16 protein-coding genes are annotated in these 15,673 nt (G+C 62.8%); 1 reads left to right on the forward strand and 15 read right to left on the reverse strand.

Annotation, left to right across the window (positions count from 1 at the left end):
• Window position 1: 1 nt before the first annotated feature.
• From PQQ95_RS02995 to PQQ95_RS03025, 7 genes are all read right to left on the reverse strand, one after another.
• A complete protein-coding gene (locus tag PQQ95_RS02995) occupies window positions 2–820 on the reverse strand; it encodes an ABC transporter permease (protein WP_408434775.1) in 819 nt (272 codons plus the stop codon).
• Window position 821: 1 nt separating this feature from the next.
• Window positions 822–2,237 carry a mannose-1-phosphate guanylyltransferase/mannose-6-phosphate isomerase gene (locus PQQ95_RS03000; protein WP_408434777.1) on the reverse strand — a complete coding sequence of 472 codons (1,416 nt, stop codon included), beginning with the start codon at window positions 2,235–2,237 and terminating at the stop codon, window positions 822–824.
• 246 nt (window positions 2,238–2,483) lie between these two features.
• Complete coding sequence (rfbD, locus tag PQQ95_RS03005; RefSeq protein ID WP_408434779.1) at window positions 2,484–3,410, reverse strand: dTDP-4-dehydrorhamnose reductase; 927 nt, start codon at window positions 3,408–3,410, stop codon at window positions 2,484–2,486.
• A gap of 11 nt (window positions 3,411–3,421) precedes the next feature.
• Window positions 3,422–3,973 carry a dTDP-4-dehydrorhamnose 3,5-epimerase gene (rfbC, locus tag PQQ95_RS03010; protein ID WP_408434781.1) on the reverse strand — a complete coding sequence of 184 codons (552 nt, stop codon included), beginning with the start codon at window positions 3,971–3,973 and terminating at the stop codon, window positions 3,422–3,424.
• Entirely contained in the window at window positions 3,958–4,851 is an 894-nt protein-coding gene (rfbA, locus tag PQQ95_RS03015) for a glucose-1-phosphate thymidylyltransferase RfbA (RefSeq protein WP_408435320.1), read from the reverse strand. Before rfbA ends, rfbC begins: the two co-directional genes overlap by 16 nt.
• Before the next feature lie 10 nt (window positions 4,852–4,861).
• Window positions 4,862–5,923, reverse strand: coding sequence for a dTDP-glucose 4,6-dehydratase (gene rfbB, locus PQQ95_RS03020; RefSeq protein ID WP_408434783.1), 1,062 nt, complete (start codon window positions 5,921–5,923; stop codon window positions 4,862–4,864).
• Between the two features lie 386 nt (window positions 5,924–6,309).
• Window positions 6,310–7,221 (reverse strand): GDP-mannose 4,6-dehydratase, encoded by a 912-nt coding sequence (locus PQQ95_RS03025; protein ID WP_408434785.1) that lies wholly within the window; start codon window positions 7,219–7,221, stop codon window positions 6,310–6,312.
• Between the two features lie 228 nt (window positions 7,222–7,449).
• Between PQQ95_RS03025 and PQQ95_RS03030 the strand changes: the two genes are divergently transcribed.
• Window positions 7,450–8,364 (forward strand): symmetrical bis(5'-nucleosyl)-tetraphosphatase, encoded by a 915-nt coding sequence (locus PQQ95_RS03030; RefSeq protein ID WP_408434787.1) that lies wholly within the window; start codon window positions 7,450–7,452, stop codon window positions 8,362–8,364.
• A 9-nt stretch (window positions 8,365–8,373) separates the two neighbouring features.
• Here PQQ95_RS03030 and PQQ95_RS03035 read toward each other — a convergent pair whose 3' ends face one another.
• The 8 genes from PQQ95_RS03035 to PQQ95_RS03070 form a co-directional block, all read right to left on the reverse strand.
• On the reverse strand, window positions 8,374–9,261 hold the full coding sequence (locus PQQ95_RS03035; RefSeq protein WP_408434789.1) for a lysophospholipid acyltransferase family protein: 888 nt from the start codon (window positions 9,259–9,261) through the stop codon (window positions 8,374–8,376).
• 37 nt (window positions 9,262–9,298) lie between these two features.
• Entirely contained in the window at window positions 9,299–10,579 is a 1,281-nt protein-coding gene (locus tag PQQ95_RS03040) for a dihydroorotase (protein WP_408434791.1), read from the reverse strand.
• 146 nt (window positions 10,580–10,725) lie between these two features.
• Window positions 10,726–11,751 (reverse strand): aspartate carbamoyltransferase catalytic subunit, encoded by a 1,026-nt coding sequence (locus PQQ95_RS03045; protein ID WP_120346234.1) that lies wholly within the window; start codon window positions 11,749–11,751, stop codon window positions 10,726–10,728.
• Between the two features lie 145 nt (window positions 11,752–11,896).
• On the reverse strand, window positions 11,897–12,427 hold the full coding sequence (pyrR, locus tag PQQ95_RS03050) for a bifunctional pyr operon transcriptional regulator/uracil phosphoribosyltransferase PyrR (protein WP_408434793.1): 531 nt from the start codon (window positions 12,425–12,427) through the stop codon (window positions 11,897–11,899).
• Window positions 12,414–12,854 (reverse strand): Holliday junction resolvase RuvX, encoded by a 441-nt coding sequence (gene ruvX, locus PQQ95_RS03055; protein WP_408434795.1) that lies wholly within the window; start codon window positions 12,852–12,854, stop codon window positions 12,414–12,416. The genes pyrR and ruvX overlap by 14 nt, the downstream gene beginning before the upstream one ends.
• Window positions 12,851–13,429: a YqgE/AlgH family protein gene (locus tag PQQ95_RS03060; protein ID WP_054041678.1), complete on the reverse strand. Its 579-nt coding sequence runs from the start codon at window positions 13,427–13,429 to the stop codon at window positions 12,851–12,853. Before PQQ95_RS03060 ends, ruvX begins: the two co-directional genes overlap by 4 nt.
• A gap of 260 nt (window positions 13,430–13,689) precedes the next feature.
• Complete coding sequence (locus tag PQQ95_RS03065; protein WP_408434797.1) at window positions 13,690–15,099, reverse strand: FimL-related protein; 1,410 nt, start codon at window positions 15,097–15,099, stop codon at window positions 13,690–13,692.
• 258 nt (window positions 15,100–15,357) lie between these two features.
• Window positions 15,358–15,528 carry a rubredoxin gene (locus PQQ95_RS03070; protein ID WP_006047743.1) on the reverse strand — a complete coding sequence of 57 codons (171 nt, stop codon included), beginning with the start codon at window positions 15,526–15,528 and terminating at the stop codon, window positions 15,358–15,360.
• Window positions 15,529–15,673: the final 145 nt, after the last annotated feature.

Below are 15,673 nucleotides of genomic sequence, written 5' to 3' on the forward strand. Positions count from 1 at the left end.
ATCAAAGCCAGTAAGGAACGCGATTACGGAAACGTTTCATCAGGAATTGCGCGAAGGCAAAACCGACAATCAACAGGCCGATCGACCATGCCCACGACTGCCAGTGCGTCGGACGTCCGGTCAGCGGCGCACGCACCGTTTCGATCAGGTGATAAAGCGGGTTGTATTCGGCGACCCACGCGCGGTCCTTCAGAATTTCAGGGGACCACATCACGGGCGTAAAGAAGAACACAACCTGGATCAGGTTGGCGACGATCGGCGGAATGTCGCGAAAGCGCGCGCACAACACACCCAGCGTCACGCCGAGCCACACGCCATGCAGCAGCAGAATGACGAGCGCAAACGGCACCAGCAGGAATTCCCAGCCCGGCCAGCGCCCAAAGATGAGCAGCAGCACCACGACCACCGGCAAGCTGTGCAGCAGAATCACAAAATTGCGCCACGCGATACGGCATACGTGGACGGTGAGCGGCAAGCGGATCTGCTTGATCAGGTAGCCGGCGCCGATAAAGGCAATACACCCCTCGTTGGCTACTGCGGACAGATACGCCCACACAACCAGACCGACTGCGAGGTACGGCAGATAGTTGGAAATTTCCTGATGCAACAAGGTGGAATACAGCGCGCCCAGCACCACCACCATGATGATCGTGCTCAACGTAAACCAGAACGGCCCGAGCACCGAACGGCGATACCGTTGCCGGATATCGTGCCAACCGAGCGTGCCCCATACCCGCACCGCCTTCATGCCAACGATCAGATCGTCGCTTTCATTGTGACGAGTCAGATCTTCCGAATCGTTGCTAAAACTAATATCCATCTCAAGTACGTCCGTAAATGTCTTCAAAGCGGACGATGTCGTCTTCGCCCAGATATTCGCCGCTCTGCACTTCGATCATCACGAGCTCGACTACGCCCGGGTTCTCGAGGCGATGTTTGTGACCCGCCGGGATGTAGGTCGACTCATTGGTCGAAACGAATAATTCCTTCTCTCCGTTCACGACCTTGGCCATGCCGCTGACCACGACCCAATGTTCGTTGCGGTGATGATGCATCTGCAAGCTGAGACTGCCGCCCGGCTTGACCTCGATGCGTTTGATCTTGAAGCGCGGGCCCTCTTCAAGCACCGAATACGTCCCCCAGGGCCGGTGCACCGTGCGATGCACCTTGTACGTTTCGTGACCGCGCGACTTGAGTTCGGCAAAAATCTGCTTCACGTCCTGTGCGCGGTCCTTGTCCGCGATGAGCAGCGCGTCCGGCGTATCGATCACGATCAGGTTCTCGACGCCCACTGCGCCGATCAGGCGCTCACCGCCACGCAAATAGCAGTTCTTGACGTCGAGCAGCAACGCTTCGCCTTCCACACGATTTCCACTGCCGTCCGCCGGCGAAAGATCGCTGAGCGCCGTCCACGAACCGACGTCCGTCCAGCCGATGTCGCAGCGAACCACGGCGGCCTGCTCGCACTTCTCCATCACGGCATAGTCGAACGACACGTCCGGCACCGCGCCGAAGGAGCCCGGCTCGAGACGAATCTGCGCGCCGTCCTTACCCGCGGCGGAAGGCGACTTCTCCATGCACTCGGCCGCCGCGCTGAGAATCTCAGGGCAGTGCTGCTGCATTTCCTTCAGGATCGTGCCCGCGGTGAAGCAGAACATGCCCGAGTTCCACACGAACTTGCCCGAGGCGAGATACTCGCGGGCCTTCTCGAGCGACGGTTTCTCGACAAAGCGCACCACCTTGTCGCCATCCGCCTCGATGTAGCCATAACCGGTTTCCGGCGTCTCCGGATGCACGCCGAACGTCACCACTTTGCCCGCCTGCGCAAGCTTCTGCGCAGCCGCGACAGCCGCGCCGAACGCCTGCTGGTCGGTAATCAGATGATCGGCGGCCAACACCAGCATGACCGTCTCGTCGCCGTGCACTTTCGCCGTATGCAATGCAGCCGTGGCGACCGCCGCCGCCGTATTGCGGCCGAACGGTTCGAGAATGAACGAGGTTGCACAGCCTTTCGCGTTCACCTCGCGGAAATCGTCTTCGGTCTTGAAGAACAGATCGCGGTTCGTTACCGTGAGCACTTCCTTCACGCCCGGCAGCGCGACCGCACGCAAGAATGCTTTTTGCAGCAGGCTCTCGCCATCCGCAAGACGGATGAACGGTTTCGGGTGCGACTCACGCGAGACCGGCCATAATCTTGAACCCGCCCCGCCACACAGAATGATCGGTAACAAACTCACAGAGTCCTCTCAGTAATGTATTTATTACGGAAGTGCCATGACCGCGAATAGTCAGCACAACCCACAAAATCAAGGGATCGTGCGACGATCCGCGAGCCCTGAACGTTGACGCGCGTGGCCCAAATAGCGGGCCGGCGCGCGTCTTCCAGACCGAACAATATTCTACCCCCGCCCCCTTTCACTATCGTCAGACAGCCAAGGCACTTCGCCGCATGGCGAGCTTCGCGCGAGGGCGCGTACTATGCGTCAAGAACGGGCGGCAGGCGACCGTGGAAAAGCGTCGGTCAGACACAGTTTCAAGGCATCGCGCCAATGCGGCGCGGCAAGCCCGAACACCTGTGCCAGCTTCTCGTTCGACATGCGCGAATTGGACGGACGCTTGGCCGGCGTCGGATAGTCGGAAGCCGGAATCGGCAGTGCCTTCGGCCGGTTCGGCAGATCCGCGAGTTCGAAAATGGCCGACGCGAAGCCGTGCCACGACGTCGCATCGCCGGCGCACAGGTGATAGATGCCCGAGCGTTCGCTCCACCACGCAGCGCTGTCTTCCGCGGCAAAAGCCTGTGCGCTCAGATGCGCGCTCAGCGTTGCAATCGTGTTGCTCCAAGTCGGCGCGCCGAACTGGTCGGCAACGACCTTCAACTCGGGCCGATCTGCGCCGAGACGCAGCATGGTGAGCAGAAAATTCTTGCCGCGCGTGCCGTACACCCAGCTTGTACGAAGGACCAGATGATTCACGCCGGTCGCGGCGATCGCCTGCTCGCCGGCGAGCTTGGTGCGGCCGTACGCGTTCTGAGGATCGGTGGGATCGTCTTCGACGTAGGCGCCGTCTTTCTCGCCGTTGAACACGTAATCGGTCGAATAGTGAATCAACGCTGCGCCGAGCTTTTTCGCTTCTTCAGCCAGTACGCCCGGCGCTTCGCCGTTGATACGCATGGCGAGATCGAATTCCTCTTCCGCCTTGTCGACCGCGGTGTAGGCCGCCGGGTTGACGATCAGTGCGGGCCGCACTTCGCGAACTACGGCACGAACCTGATCCAGATTGGACAGATCCAGCGTGGCGCGATCAACCGCGACTACGTTGCCGAGACCTTGCAGCGTACGCGCAAGCTCGAAACCAACCTGGCCATTCACACCGGTGACGAGAATCGTCCGCCTGGCATCATGTGCGCTCATGCGGCAACTCCTTAGGCGAAGACGTCAGCATCGGCAAGACGCTTGCCTGCCGCGTCTTTCGCAGCCAGCAACGGCTCGAAGTCGATCGGCCACTCAATGCCGACCGCCGGATCGTTCCAGACGATGCTGCGCTCGTGCTCAGGGAACCAGTAGTCGGTGGTCTTGTAGAGGAACTGCGCCGATTCGGACAACACGACGAAGCCGTGCGCAAAACCAGGCGGCACCCACAACTGCCGATGGTTCTCGACCGACAGCGTCACCCCCACCCACTTGCCGAAATTCGGCGAACTTTTGCGGATGTCGACAGCAACGTCGAACACCTCACCTTCAACCACGCGCACGAGCTTGCCCTGCGCATGCTGAATCTGATAGTGAAGGCCGCGCAGCACGCCTTTCGCCGAACGCGAATGATTGTCCTGAACGAACGTGACGTCTTTCTCCACGTGCTCCGCGAACTCCACCGCATTGAAGCTTTCGTAGAAATAGCCCCGCGCATCGCCGAACACTTTCGGCTCGATGATCTTGACTTCGGGCAATGCCGTGGAGGTTACTTGGATGGCCATGCAACTTGGTCCGTAAGAAGGTTTTGCAGATACTTGCCGTACGCGTTCTTCGCGAGCGGCTTGGCTAGAGCCAGCAGTTGCTCACCGTCGATCCATGCCTGACGGTAGGCAATCTCTTCCGGACACGCGACCACCAGACCCTGGCGCTTTTGCAGCGTCGCGATGAATGTCGCCGCTTCGATCAGCGAATCGTGCGTACCCGTATCGAGCCATGCATAACCACGCCCCATGATCTCGACATTGAGCGCGGCGTTGGCCAGATAACGCGAGTTGACGTCGGTGATTTCAAGCTCGCCACGCGGCGACGGCTTGATGTCCGCCGCGATATCGCAGACCTGCTTGTCGTAGAAGTACAGGCCAGTAACAGCGTAGTTCGAACGCGGCTTGGCCGGCTTCTCTTCGATCGACAATGCGCGGAACTGCTTATCGAATTCGACGACGCCGTAGCGCTCCGGATCGTGCACGTGATAGGCGAAGACAGTAGCGCCTTCGTCTTGCTCGTTCGCGCGTTCCAGCTGCTTCGCGAGATCGTGGCCGTAGAAAATGTTGTCGCCGAGAATCAGCGCCGACGGATCGTTGCCCACAAAATCGCGGCCAATGATGAATGCCTGCGCGAGACCGTCCGGCGAGGGCTGAACCGCGTACTGAATGTTCATGCCCCACTGGCTGCCGTCGCCGAGCATGGCTTCGAAACGCGGCGTATCCTGCGGCGTGGAAATGATCAGCACGTCGCGAATCCCCGCCACCATCAGCGTGGACAGCGGATAGTAAATCATCGGTTTGTCGTAAACCGGCAGCAACTGCTTGGAGACGACATGCGTGATCGGATACAGGCGCGTGCCCGATCCGCCCGCGAGAATAATGCCTTTGCGCGCCATTGCCGTGCCCTTACGCGCGCTGCGCGTAGTTGGTCTCAACCCACTTCCGATACTCGCCCGAAGCGACTTCGTCAGACCACACCTGATTGTCCAGATACCACTGGACCGTTTTGGCGAGGCCGGTCTCGAACGTCTCTGCCGGTTTCCAGCCGAGTTCACGCTCGAGCTTGCGGGCGTCGATCGCATAACGGCGGTCGTGGCCGGGGCGATCCGTCACGTAGGTGATCTGGTCGCGGTACGAGGCGCCCGCCTTCGGACGCAACCGGTCGAGCAGGTCGCACAGCGTATGCACGACGTCGAGGTTCTTCTTTTCGTTCCAGCCGCCAATGTTGTACGTCTCGCCCGGCGTGCCGCGCGCGAGCACTTCGCGGATCGCGCTGCAATGGTCGCCGACATACAACCAGTCGCGCACATTCTGACCGTCGCCGTACACTGGCAGCGCCTTGCCGCCGAGCGCGTTGGCGATCATCAGCGGAATCAGCTTCTCGGGGAACTGGTACGGGCCGTAGTTGTTCGAGCAGTTCGTGGTGAGCACCGGCAAACCATACGTGTGATGGTAGGCGCGCACCAGATGGTCGGAACCCGCCTTGGTGGCCGAATAGGGGCTATTCGGCGCGTACGGCGTGGTTTCGGAGAATTGCGGATCGGTAGCGGACAGCGAGCCGAACACTTCGTCGGTCGAGACATGCAGGAAACGGAACGCGGCCTTGTCGGCCTCGCCGAGCGTATTCCAGTACTGACGGGTCGCTTCGAGCAACGTGAAGGTGCCGACCACGTTGGTCTGCACGAAATCGGCCGGGCCGTGGATCGAACGGTCCACATGGCTTTCCGCGGCAAAGTGCAGCACGGCGCGCGGCTTGTGCTCGGCAAGGAGCGCATCCATCGCGGCACGATCGCAGATATCGGCTCGCACGAACACATGCCGGGGATTGCCCTGTTGTGACTTGAGCGTACCCAGATTGCCAGCATAGGTCAGCTTGTCTACGTTCAGCACCGCTTCGTCCGACGCATCGAGCCAGTCGAGCACGAAATTGGCGCCGATAAAGCCGGCGCCGCCCGTTACCAGGATCATGAATTTCCCTTCTAGATGTTGGCAGCAGATCGGAATGGATTCACCAATCTGCACACCCCGCATGGTGGAGTCCGAATTTTGTCAACGCCCGGCGCCGCCCCTCGCACGGCGGGCAGGCGCTCAAACGCCAATCTTATAAAGGCCTGATTATAAAGCCGCGCGGGGCAAAAACTAGAACCCTAACAACTTGAAACAGCTTGACAAGTTTGGTTTCCATTGACTACCGAGGAGGTAGTTTGACGGCAAGCGCCGCCTCCGGAGGGCACGGGCGCAGGAAGGCCAAACCGGCCGGCCGCTTGCGCGGGTAGCCGCGTTGTGGCGCCGGTCGAGCGGCTCCACTCCATAAAATAACGGCAGTTGCGAGCAGATACCGCTGGTTGCGTCAATTAAGCCGCCAACATCCACCGCAGCGTATCCATGAACGGAATCGCCTCGACCTTCGGCACCAGCGAGCGCAGCTTGGCTGGCGACCCCGCCAGCATCTTCACGTCACTTTGCCGCACGAAAGCGGGATTGATCTGGATCTCGAGCTCATGCCCGGTCAGATCGCTCGCCGCCGAGAGAATGTCGCGCAGCGTGTAAGGCGTGCCGGTGCAGACATTGACCGTTTCAGCAGCGGCCTCCGAATCGAGCAGGGCCTCATAGGCGTTCGCCACGTAGCGCACGTCGGAAAAATCACGCGCGACGTCGATATTGCCGAGCTCGATCGCCGGCTCACGCCGCGCGAAATGCTCGACGATCTTCGGCACGAGAAAGTTCGACGCCTGGCCGCGGCCGGTGTAGTTGAACGGTCGCACGATCAGGATGGGCAGCCGGTCGAACCAGGTCCGCACCATCGTTTCCATGGCTGCCTTGCTCGCGGCATAGTGGTTCACCGGCGTGACGGGGAAGGTTTCGTCGATGGCGTCGCTGGTGACATTACCGTAGACATTCGCGCTGCTCGCGATCAAGAGCTTGCGGGGCGTATGGCCGACCGCCGCACAGGCTTCCAGCAGATTCAGCGTGCCGATCACGTTGACGCGGTAAAAGTCGAGCGGATCGTTATGACCCACGAAGCTGATCGCCGCCAGATGCACGATATAGTCGGGCCGCGCGGTTTCGATCACGCGCCGGCACGCGTCGGGCGACGTAATGTCGAGCCTGAGGCGCGTCGGCGTTTCGGGCTCGTTGCGCCCGGCCACCGTTTCAATCACGGTATGGCCACGGCCGAGCAGGTTGTCGACCAGATAGCGGCCCGTGAAGCCACTTGCCCCGGTGACGAGCGTGCGGATAGGTTGATTCGCATGAAAAGACGACATGCTTTCTCCGTTCACGAGGGTCATCCTGTTGTAGTGCAATATCGCGTGCGGCCCGTGCGGCGCGCCTGACAACACCGCCCCGGGAATGCCGGTTGCTTGGGGCTTCCAGCGGCGCCTGTCACGATACCCGTGCTTCAAACGGGCTATTATGTCACGCTAACTTGCTGCACCGCCCAACGCGGCCCGCCTTGTTCGTAACCGCGTGTATCGAACTGCATCGACTTCCCAATGACATCTTCCACTGCTTCTACTGTCGCTTCTCCTGCCGCGTCCAGTGTCGGGATTCCTGCCATTTCGCGACCGCATCCGCTGCCGCTCGCTTTCGGCGACCTGCAAGGATGCCGCACGCCGTTCCAGCAACTCCTGGCCAAAGCCGCGCCGCCCGAAGATACGCCGCTTTGGTTTGCCGGCGACCTGATCAACCGCGGAGCCGAATCGCTCGCCACGCTGCGCGACATCATTGCGCTGGGCGATCGCGCGGTGCCGGTGCTAGGCAACCATGACCTGCATCTGTTGTCGGTGTCGGCGGGAATCCGCAAATCGAAAAAGGGCGACACGATCGACGACATTCTCACCGCACCGGATGCCGCCGATCTGCTCGACTGGGTCCGCCACCGTCCGATCGCGCATTTCGACAACGGCATGCTGATGGTGCATGCCGGCGTGCTGCCGCAATGGGATGCCGCCCTGACGATGGAACTCGCCGACGAATTGCAGCGGGCGCTGCGCGCACCGAACTGGAAGGAAACGCTCGCGGGACTCTACGGCAACGAGCCGAATCGCTGGGCGCCCGGCATCAAGGGTATTGAGCGGCTGCGCCTGACGTGCAGCGCGTTGACGCGCATCCGCTTCTGCAACGCCGAAGGCGCGATGGATTTCAGCAGCAGCGGCGGCCTGAATTCCGCGCCGCCGGGCAGCATGCCGTGGTTCGACGTGCCGTCGCGCAAGACCGCGGACGTCACCGTGGTGTTCGGCCATTGGGCTGCGCTTGGGTTGACCTTGCGCGACAACCTGATCGGGCTGGATTCCGGCTGTGTCTGGGGTGAGAAACTCTCGGCCGTGCGCCTTGCGCAGAATCCTGCCGAGCGCACGCTGACGCAGGTCGATTGCGAGGCTTGCCGCACGCCGGGCGGCGGTAACTAAGCCGCTTCGCTAAGCCGAGCGGCCGGGCTGATCGATGGGTTCGATCAGCGTCGGCGAAGCGTTGGAAGCGTCAGAGGCACCGTGCGTGTCGAGCGGAATGGACGACATGGACGAATTGGGCGACGAAATCGACGCCGCGATCGCTGCACCAGACCTCGCCATACCGCTCTGCATCTCCCGCAACGCTGCCGCAATCACCCCTTCCGCCTCCGCCGCCAACGTGCGTCTATCGGCACCGGGCGCGAGCGGCGCACCGACATACACGTGCGCGGTCAACGGGCCGCCGCGCAGCAGCATATTCAGCGAATCAGCCAGCGTCAGATCGTCGATATACGCAGGCGCGGTGGATTGCCGGCCCTGTGCATCTTCATACATGATGCACAGCGGCTGCACCGGCGCCGAGGCCGACACGGCGGCCTGGAACATATTCGCGTGAAACGGCAGCAGTGCCAGACCGTTCGACGTCGTCCCTTCCGGAAACACGCACATCAGCTCGCCCGCGCTCAGGCGGTCGGACAGTTCGTGCATGATCCGCTTCGCGTCGCTGCGCTTCTCGCGCTGGATGAACACCGTGTCCAGTTGCTGCGCCAGCCAGCCGACCACCGGCCACTGCCGGATCTCGGCCTTCGAGACGAACGGCGTGGGCCGCCACGCATTGATCACGTAGATGTCGATCCACGAGATGTGATTGGCGACCACCAGCGCGCCGCGATCGAGCCGCGCGCTGTCGTTATGCACGACGAGCCGCATGCCGCACAGGCGCAGCATTTTCAGCGACCATGCGCGGTTGAGCGTCTGCCGCCCCTCCGCACCGGCCTTGGAAAAGCGCGTCGCAACGATCCACATGCCGTGCAGCAGATGGGCGACGAGACGGGCCTTGCGTAACGCGAGCTTCATTGTCGGAGCTTTCCGTAACTGGGCAATGCCGCGGATATTAACGCTGTTCGAATGCGACGTGACCGGACACGATGGTCGCTCGCACGCGCGCCGGCAGTTCATAGCCAAGGAACGGCGTGTTGTGCCCCTGGCTCTTCAATGCACGCGGCTCGACGCGCCAATACGCGTGGCGGTCGAACACGCAGAGATCGGCGACGGCGCCCACGGCGAGGCGGCCGGCCGCCTCGAGCTTCAATACGTCGGCCGGCGCCGTGGTGATGCGGTTCAGCGCCTTGGCCAACGGCACGCCCGCTTCCTCGGCCCACTTGACCGTCAGCGAGAGGAACAGCTCGAGGCCCGTCGCGCCCGGCGTGGCTTCGGCGAACGGCAGCAGTTTTTCGTCGTCGTCGACCGGTGTGTGGTCGGAACAGATCGCGTCGATCGTCCCGTCGACGAGACCCGCGCGGATCGCTTCGCGATCGCGCTGCTGGCGCAACGGCGGATCGAGGCGGAATTGCGCGTCGAAGTAGCCGATATCGAGGTCGATCAGATGCACATGGTTGACGGTGACGTCGCACGACACCGGCAAGCCCTCGGCCTTGGCCGCGCGCATCAACTCGATGCCCGCCGCCGACGACACATGCGACAGATGCACCCGTGCTCCCGTCACGCGGACCAGTTCGAAGATCGTGTGGAGCGCGATCGTCTCAGCCGACACCGGCACGCCCGACAGCCCGAGCCGCGACGCCAGCGCACCGCTCGCGGCCACGCCGCTCTTGCCGAGATACGCATCGACCGGACGCAACCACACGGTGTAGCCGTAAGTCTTCGCGTACTGCAACGCGCGCATCAGCACCTGCGTGTCGACCACCGGCACATCGGCCTGCGAAAAACCGATACAGCCTGCTTCGGTCAGTTCGACCATCTCGGTGATGACCTGGCCTTTCAGGCCGACGGTCAACGCGCCGAGCGGATACACATGCGCCTGGTTCAGATTGCGCGCGCGAAACTTGAGCATCTCGACGAGGCCCGGTTCGTCGAGCGTCGGATCGGTGTCCGGCGGACACACGAGACTCGTCACGCCGCCGGCGAGCGCCGCGGCCATTTCGGATTCGAGCGTCGCCTTGTGTTCGTAGCCCGGTTCGCGCAAGCGCGCGGACAGGTCGACCAGGCCCGGCACGATATGCAGGCCCTTAGCGTCGATCGTCTTCGCTGCGTTGAAATCAGCAGGCGCGTTGCCGATGGCGACGATCTTGCCCGCTGCGATAAAAATGTCCTGCTGCTGTTCGGTGCCCGCTGCCGGATCGATCAGCGTGCCGCCTTGAATATGAATCTTCATGCGCTGCCTTAATGTTTGCCTGGCGATTTAGCCAAGCGTTCAGCTCGGTTCCGCGTAACTTGTCGCGTGTTCGTTGCGTGCCGCACCGCTTTGAACGCGCTCTGAGCGGCTAAGCTCGTGCGTCGTGGCACCCGTCGGCTACCAGATCAATCGTGATTGCCCGCGACGATTCCCATCACTGCCATGCGCACCGCGATGCCGAACGTCACCTGGTTCAGAATCACCGATTGCGGACCGTCAGCCACCTGCGAATCGATTTCGACACCACGATTCATCGGACCGGGGTGCATCACGATCGCATCGGGTTTGGCGAGCGCGAGGCGCTCCGGCGTCAAACCCCAGCTCTTGAAGTACTCCTGCGCCGACGGCAGCAGCGCGCCGCTCATCCGCTCGTTCTGCAAACGCAGCATGATGATGACGTCGACGTCTTTCAGACCTTCGTCGAGGTTGTGGAACACGCGTACGCCCATTTGTTCGAGACCGCCCGGCAGCAGCGTGCGCGGACCGATCGCACGCACTTCCGGCACGCCGAGCGTGGTCAGCGCATGAATGTCCGAACGCGCGACCCGCGAATGCAGAATGTCGCCAACGATCGCCACCCGCAGATTCGTGAAATCCTTCTTGTAGTGGCGAATCGTGTACATGTCGAGCAGACCCTGGGTCGGGTGTGCGTGACGGCCGTCGCCGGCATTGATCACATGCACGTGCGGCGCGCAGTGCTGGGCGATCAAGTACGGTGCGCCGCTCGACGCATGACGTACGACGAACATATCGGCATGCATCGCCGAGAGGTTGTTGATCGTGTCGAGCAGCGACTCACCCTTGCTCGTCGACGAAGCATTGATGTTCAGATTCAACACATCCGCCGACAATCGCGTCGCGGCGATCTCGAAGGTGGTGCGCGTGCGCGTCGAGTTCTCGAAGAACAGGTTGAACACCGACTTGCCGCGCAGCAACGGCACCTTCTTCACTTCGCGATCGGTCACACTGACGAACTGGTCAGCGGTATCGAGAATGTGATTGACGATCGCCTTCGGCAAACCTTCAATCGACAACAGATGTTTGAGCTCGCCGTTTTTCGTGAGCTGCGGATTGCCCTTCAGGAAGCCATAACGGAAGCGCTCGGTGGCGCTGTCGGCTGAATCCTGGGAGGCCTGGGTGGCGGTGTTCATGGTGTACCTGCTTCAAATACGGGCTTCAACGTGTTCGGTGTCGATGCTGACTGCGTGTGTGTGTGCGTATGTACGTATGGCGGTTCGATTGGCGCGTTCAGTGCCGCAGCGCGCGAACCGCACTGCTCGATATACGGAATCGCGTTCAGTCAACGCGTGCTTCAGTGTGAAACGTGAAATGCGGGCTGCCGTCGGCGCCGCCCTGTTCTCGCGCGAGCACAAGGGTCGCATCGGCCGGCACGTCCACCACGCCGCCGGCAAAACGCGCCGCCACCGGCAACTCGCGTCCACCGCGATCAGCGAGCACCGCCAGTTCGACCGATGCCGGGCGGCCGTAGTCGTACAGCTCATTCAACGCCGCGCGAACCGTGCGGCCGGTGTACAGCACGTCGTCCACCAGCACGATGCGGCGCTTGTCCACGGAAAACGGCAGCGAGGTCGGGCTCGCCTGCGAGTGCAGGCCTTTTTTCGCGTAGTCGTCGCGATGCAGCGCGACATTCACCACGCCGAAGCTCGGCGCTTTCAGATCGCGCGCGAGTCGCTCGGCGAGCCACGCGCCGCCGCTATAGATACCGGCCAGCACGGGGCCATCGGCAGCGCCAAACGCGTCGCCATACGCTGCGCGAACCTGTTCGAGCAAGGCGCGATAAAGCCCTTCGGCGTCAATGGAACTCATGATCGTCGGAAAGTCCGTCTAGATATTGCTGGAGGATGATGCTGGCGGCCTCGGCGTCGAGCATGTCAGCGCGGCCATTGCCGGCGCGGATTTCCGCCCTCGCTTCGACCGACGAATAACGCTCGTCGATCCATGTCACCGGCAGATTGAAGCGGCCATTCAGCTGATTGCCGAAGCGTTTCGCGAGCTGGGTCATTTCATGCGGCGTGCCATCCGGATGCATAGGCAAGCCGACCACCAGCATGTCCGGCTTCCACTCGGCGATCAGCTTGCCGATCGCCTCGAAACGGTATTCGCGGCTGCGGTTCTGCACGATCACGAGCGCCCGTGCGCTGCGGGTGAGCGAATTGGCCACCGCCACGCCGATCCGCTTTTCACCATAGTCGAACGCAAGCAGCGTCGCCTCACGTCCGGCCTGCAGGCTCATGCGTGACCTGCTTCGCCCGACAGCATCGACAGTGAAATGCCGAGCAGCGCGAGCGCGGCTTCCAGACGCTCTTCGGCGGGCACGTCGAAAACGATTTTCGGGTCGGCTTCAACCGTGAGCCAGCCATTCTTCGAAATCTCTTCTTCGAGCTGACCCGCGCCCCAGCCGGCGTGGCCGAGCGTGAGCAGAAAGCGCTCCGGACCGGTGCCGCTCGCGACGGCTTCGAGCACGTCTTTCGAGGTGGTCATCTCAAGGCCGCCCGGCACCGACATGGACGACGTATACGCATTGCCGTCTTTCGGATCGTGCAGCACGAAGCCGCGCTCGGTTTGCACCGGGCCGCCGAAATACACGGGCACATGGAGAAGGGGTTCGATCTCGAGCTTGAGATCGATGCGACTGAAGAGCGCTTCGAGGTCGATATCGGTCGGCCGGTTGATCACGAGGCCGAGCGCGCCGCGCTCACTGTGATCGCAAAGGTAGACCACCGTTCCTGAAAACGTGGGATCGGCCATGCTCGGCATGGCGATCAGGAACTGGTTGGTCAGGTTGATGCGATCGGTACTCTTGGACATAGTTCGGATTTTAGCAAAGACGATGCGGGATGGCGGGCTTTGAGCGCGGGACCGCGATGTGTGCGATGAAGTGCGCCGCGAGCCATCGACGGCGAATCAAGTTCCACTCTATCACGCACGCAGGCCTTGTCCACGGTGCGGGTTAGCGGCGTTGACGACACGCATATCGCGTGCCTCCGGGGTTCGAAATATTGCGCCTCGCTGCGGCCGGCTGAGGATGCTTGCAGGTGTGCAGGGCGTGCCGCGGATGCCGCAGCAGTTCAGGCGCCGCCCTGCTCGATGGACCGTGTCAAGGCGGCCAGCGCGGCGCTGCTGCCGGTCGGCGCGACGCCCGCAGCGACTTTATGCAGCATCGCACGCAACGCTTCGGCGGCCTGCTCGAGCGCGCTCGCCGCCGGCGCGGCGACGATGACGTGGGCGCGCACCGCCGGCGTCGATACGCCGGCATGCGCGCGGCGGCGCCACGCAAGCCCGAGCGCATCGGCAACCAGCGCCACATGGCCGAGGCCCAGCGCACATGCGGCGGCGCCCAGCCGGTAGGCGGCATCGCCCGCCTGCAACGCTTCGGTTGGATCGGCTTTCTCAGGCTGATCGGCGGCCCGGGCGTGCTCGGTCAGCGCCGAAATCGAGGCATCGGCCGTTTGCAGGAAATCTTCATACGCGTGCGCGTTGACCGTCAGCACGCCCAGCTCACGAGTCAGCGTACTGCGAGTCGCACTGACCGCCTGCGCCTGCGCGACGCCCGCTTCCCAAAGCATTTCGGATGCCTGGGTGCCCGCGACGTGCCAATCGACCGTCAAGCCATAATCGTGCAGCACTTCGACCTGATCGGCATCCTCCGCCGCGGCGCCGAACAACGCGAAGTCGCGCCACAGCAGCGCCAACGTCGCGCGCACCAGCGAACGCGGCGCGCGCTCGATGCCGTGCGCGTGATCGGCCAGCGTGAGGTTGCAACGCGCGTAGAAACGCCGCGCGTCGGCGTCCCCCGTGGCGCGGCCGCTGACGCGTAGCGCCTTGGCGCAGGCTTTGGCGAGACGCCAGAAATCGTAGGGGTCCGGGCCGGTGAGTTCGGCAAACACAGCGTCCAGCTCGTCGAGCGCCGCGTTCGTGAACGCCAGCGCAGCGCCACGGCTATCAGGCTGCGCGCGCAACACCGGCAGCAGCGCGCGCTCGTAGCGCGCCCGCAAATGGGCCAGCTGATCCGCGGACTGGGGATGCAGCGACACCGGCGGCACCGGGCGTGCGCTCAACGCGAGATCTTCGAAAGCGACGGTCGAACCCGGCGTGTGCTCCAACAGATGCACACAGAGCGCGTGATAGTGGTTGAACAGTGTGGGCGAGCAGGACAGCTCGCGCAGATTGTGGCGTTCGAGCGCCGCGCGAAAATCGCGCAATGCCGCGCCAAACACCGGCCGTACGCTGTCCGCCTCAGCCGGGTCGCCCTCGGCCAACGGCGAGAGCCGCACCAGCGCGTCCGTGAAGCGCTGCGCGCTCAGCCAGCCGGCCTCGCGCAACGCGTGCGACGCACGCAGCAGCGCCGAGGCGCTCTCGCCGTGTTGCTCGAACGCCAGCAGCGCCTCTGCCAGCGCCAGTTCCGCTGGACGGACAGCGCCGCCGCGCGGATTGGGCAATGCATCAAAGGAATCGGGTGCAGCGGATCGAAGAGTCATGGGCAGGCGACAGGAAGCTGACGGGCCGCCGCTTGGCGCCGCACGAGAGACTGATCGGCTAACGCGCGAACTGGCGACAGGACAATGACAGATTACCGCTGCGACACGGCGCAACCGGGGATGTTCCGCACCACCGCGTTGGGGCTGCGCTTCAGACGCATGAACCGCGTTCGCGCTGGCTGGTACCGCCCGCAAAACGCCGCGCCGCAGGCACGCGGCATGGCGCTAAGCTGGACACCACCGTTTGCCCCTCGGGCCTCAGATCTGGACCATCTCGAAGTCTTCCTTGCGCGCGCCGCATTCCGGGCAGGTCCAGTTAATGGGAACGTCCTCCCAGCGGGTGCCCGGCGCAATGCCTTCGTCCGGCAAACCGGCTTCTTCGTCGTAAATCCAGCCGCAAATCAGGCACATCCAGCTTTGATATTCCATTCTTGTGTCGCGTCGTAGAGTCCGTGGAAACGGGAGCCATGATGGTACCGTGTTGCCGCCCCAATGCCTAGCAATCAGAAACGCGCAATCGTCGTGTGCGGCGGCCTTTGGCTAGAGGGTCGCATCGGTTTGGCCGGCGCTCGGG

Origin of the sequence: Paraburkholderia caffeinilytica (assembly GCF_046030355.1) — a bacterium.
Taxonomy (GTDB): Bacteria; Pseudomonadota; Gammaproteobacteria; order Burkholderiales; family Burkholderiaceae; genus Paraburkholderia; species Paraburkholderia caffeinilytica_B.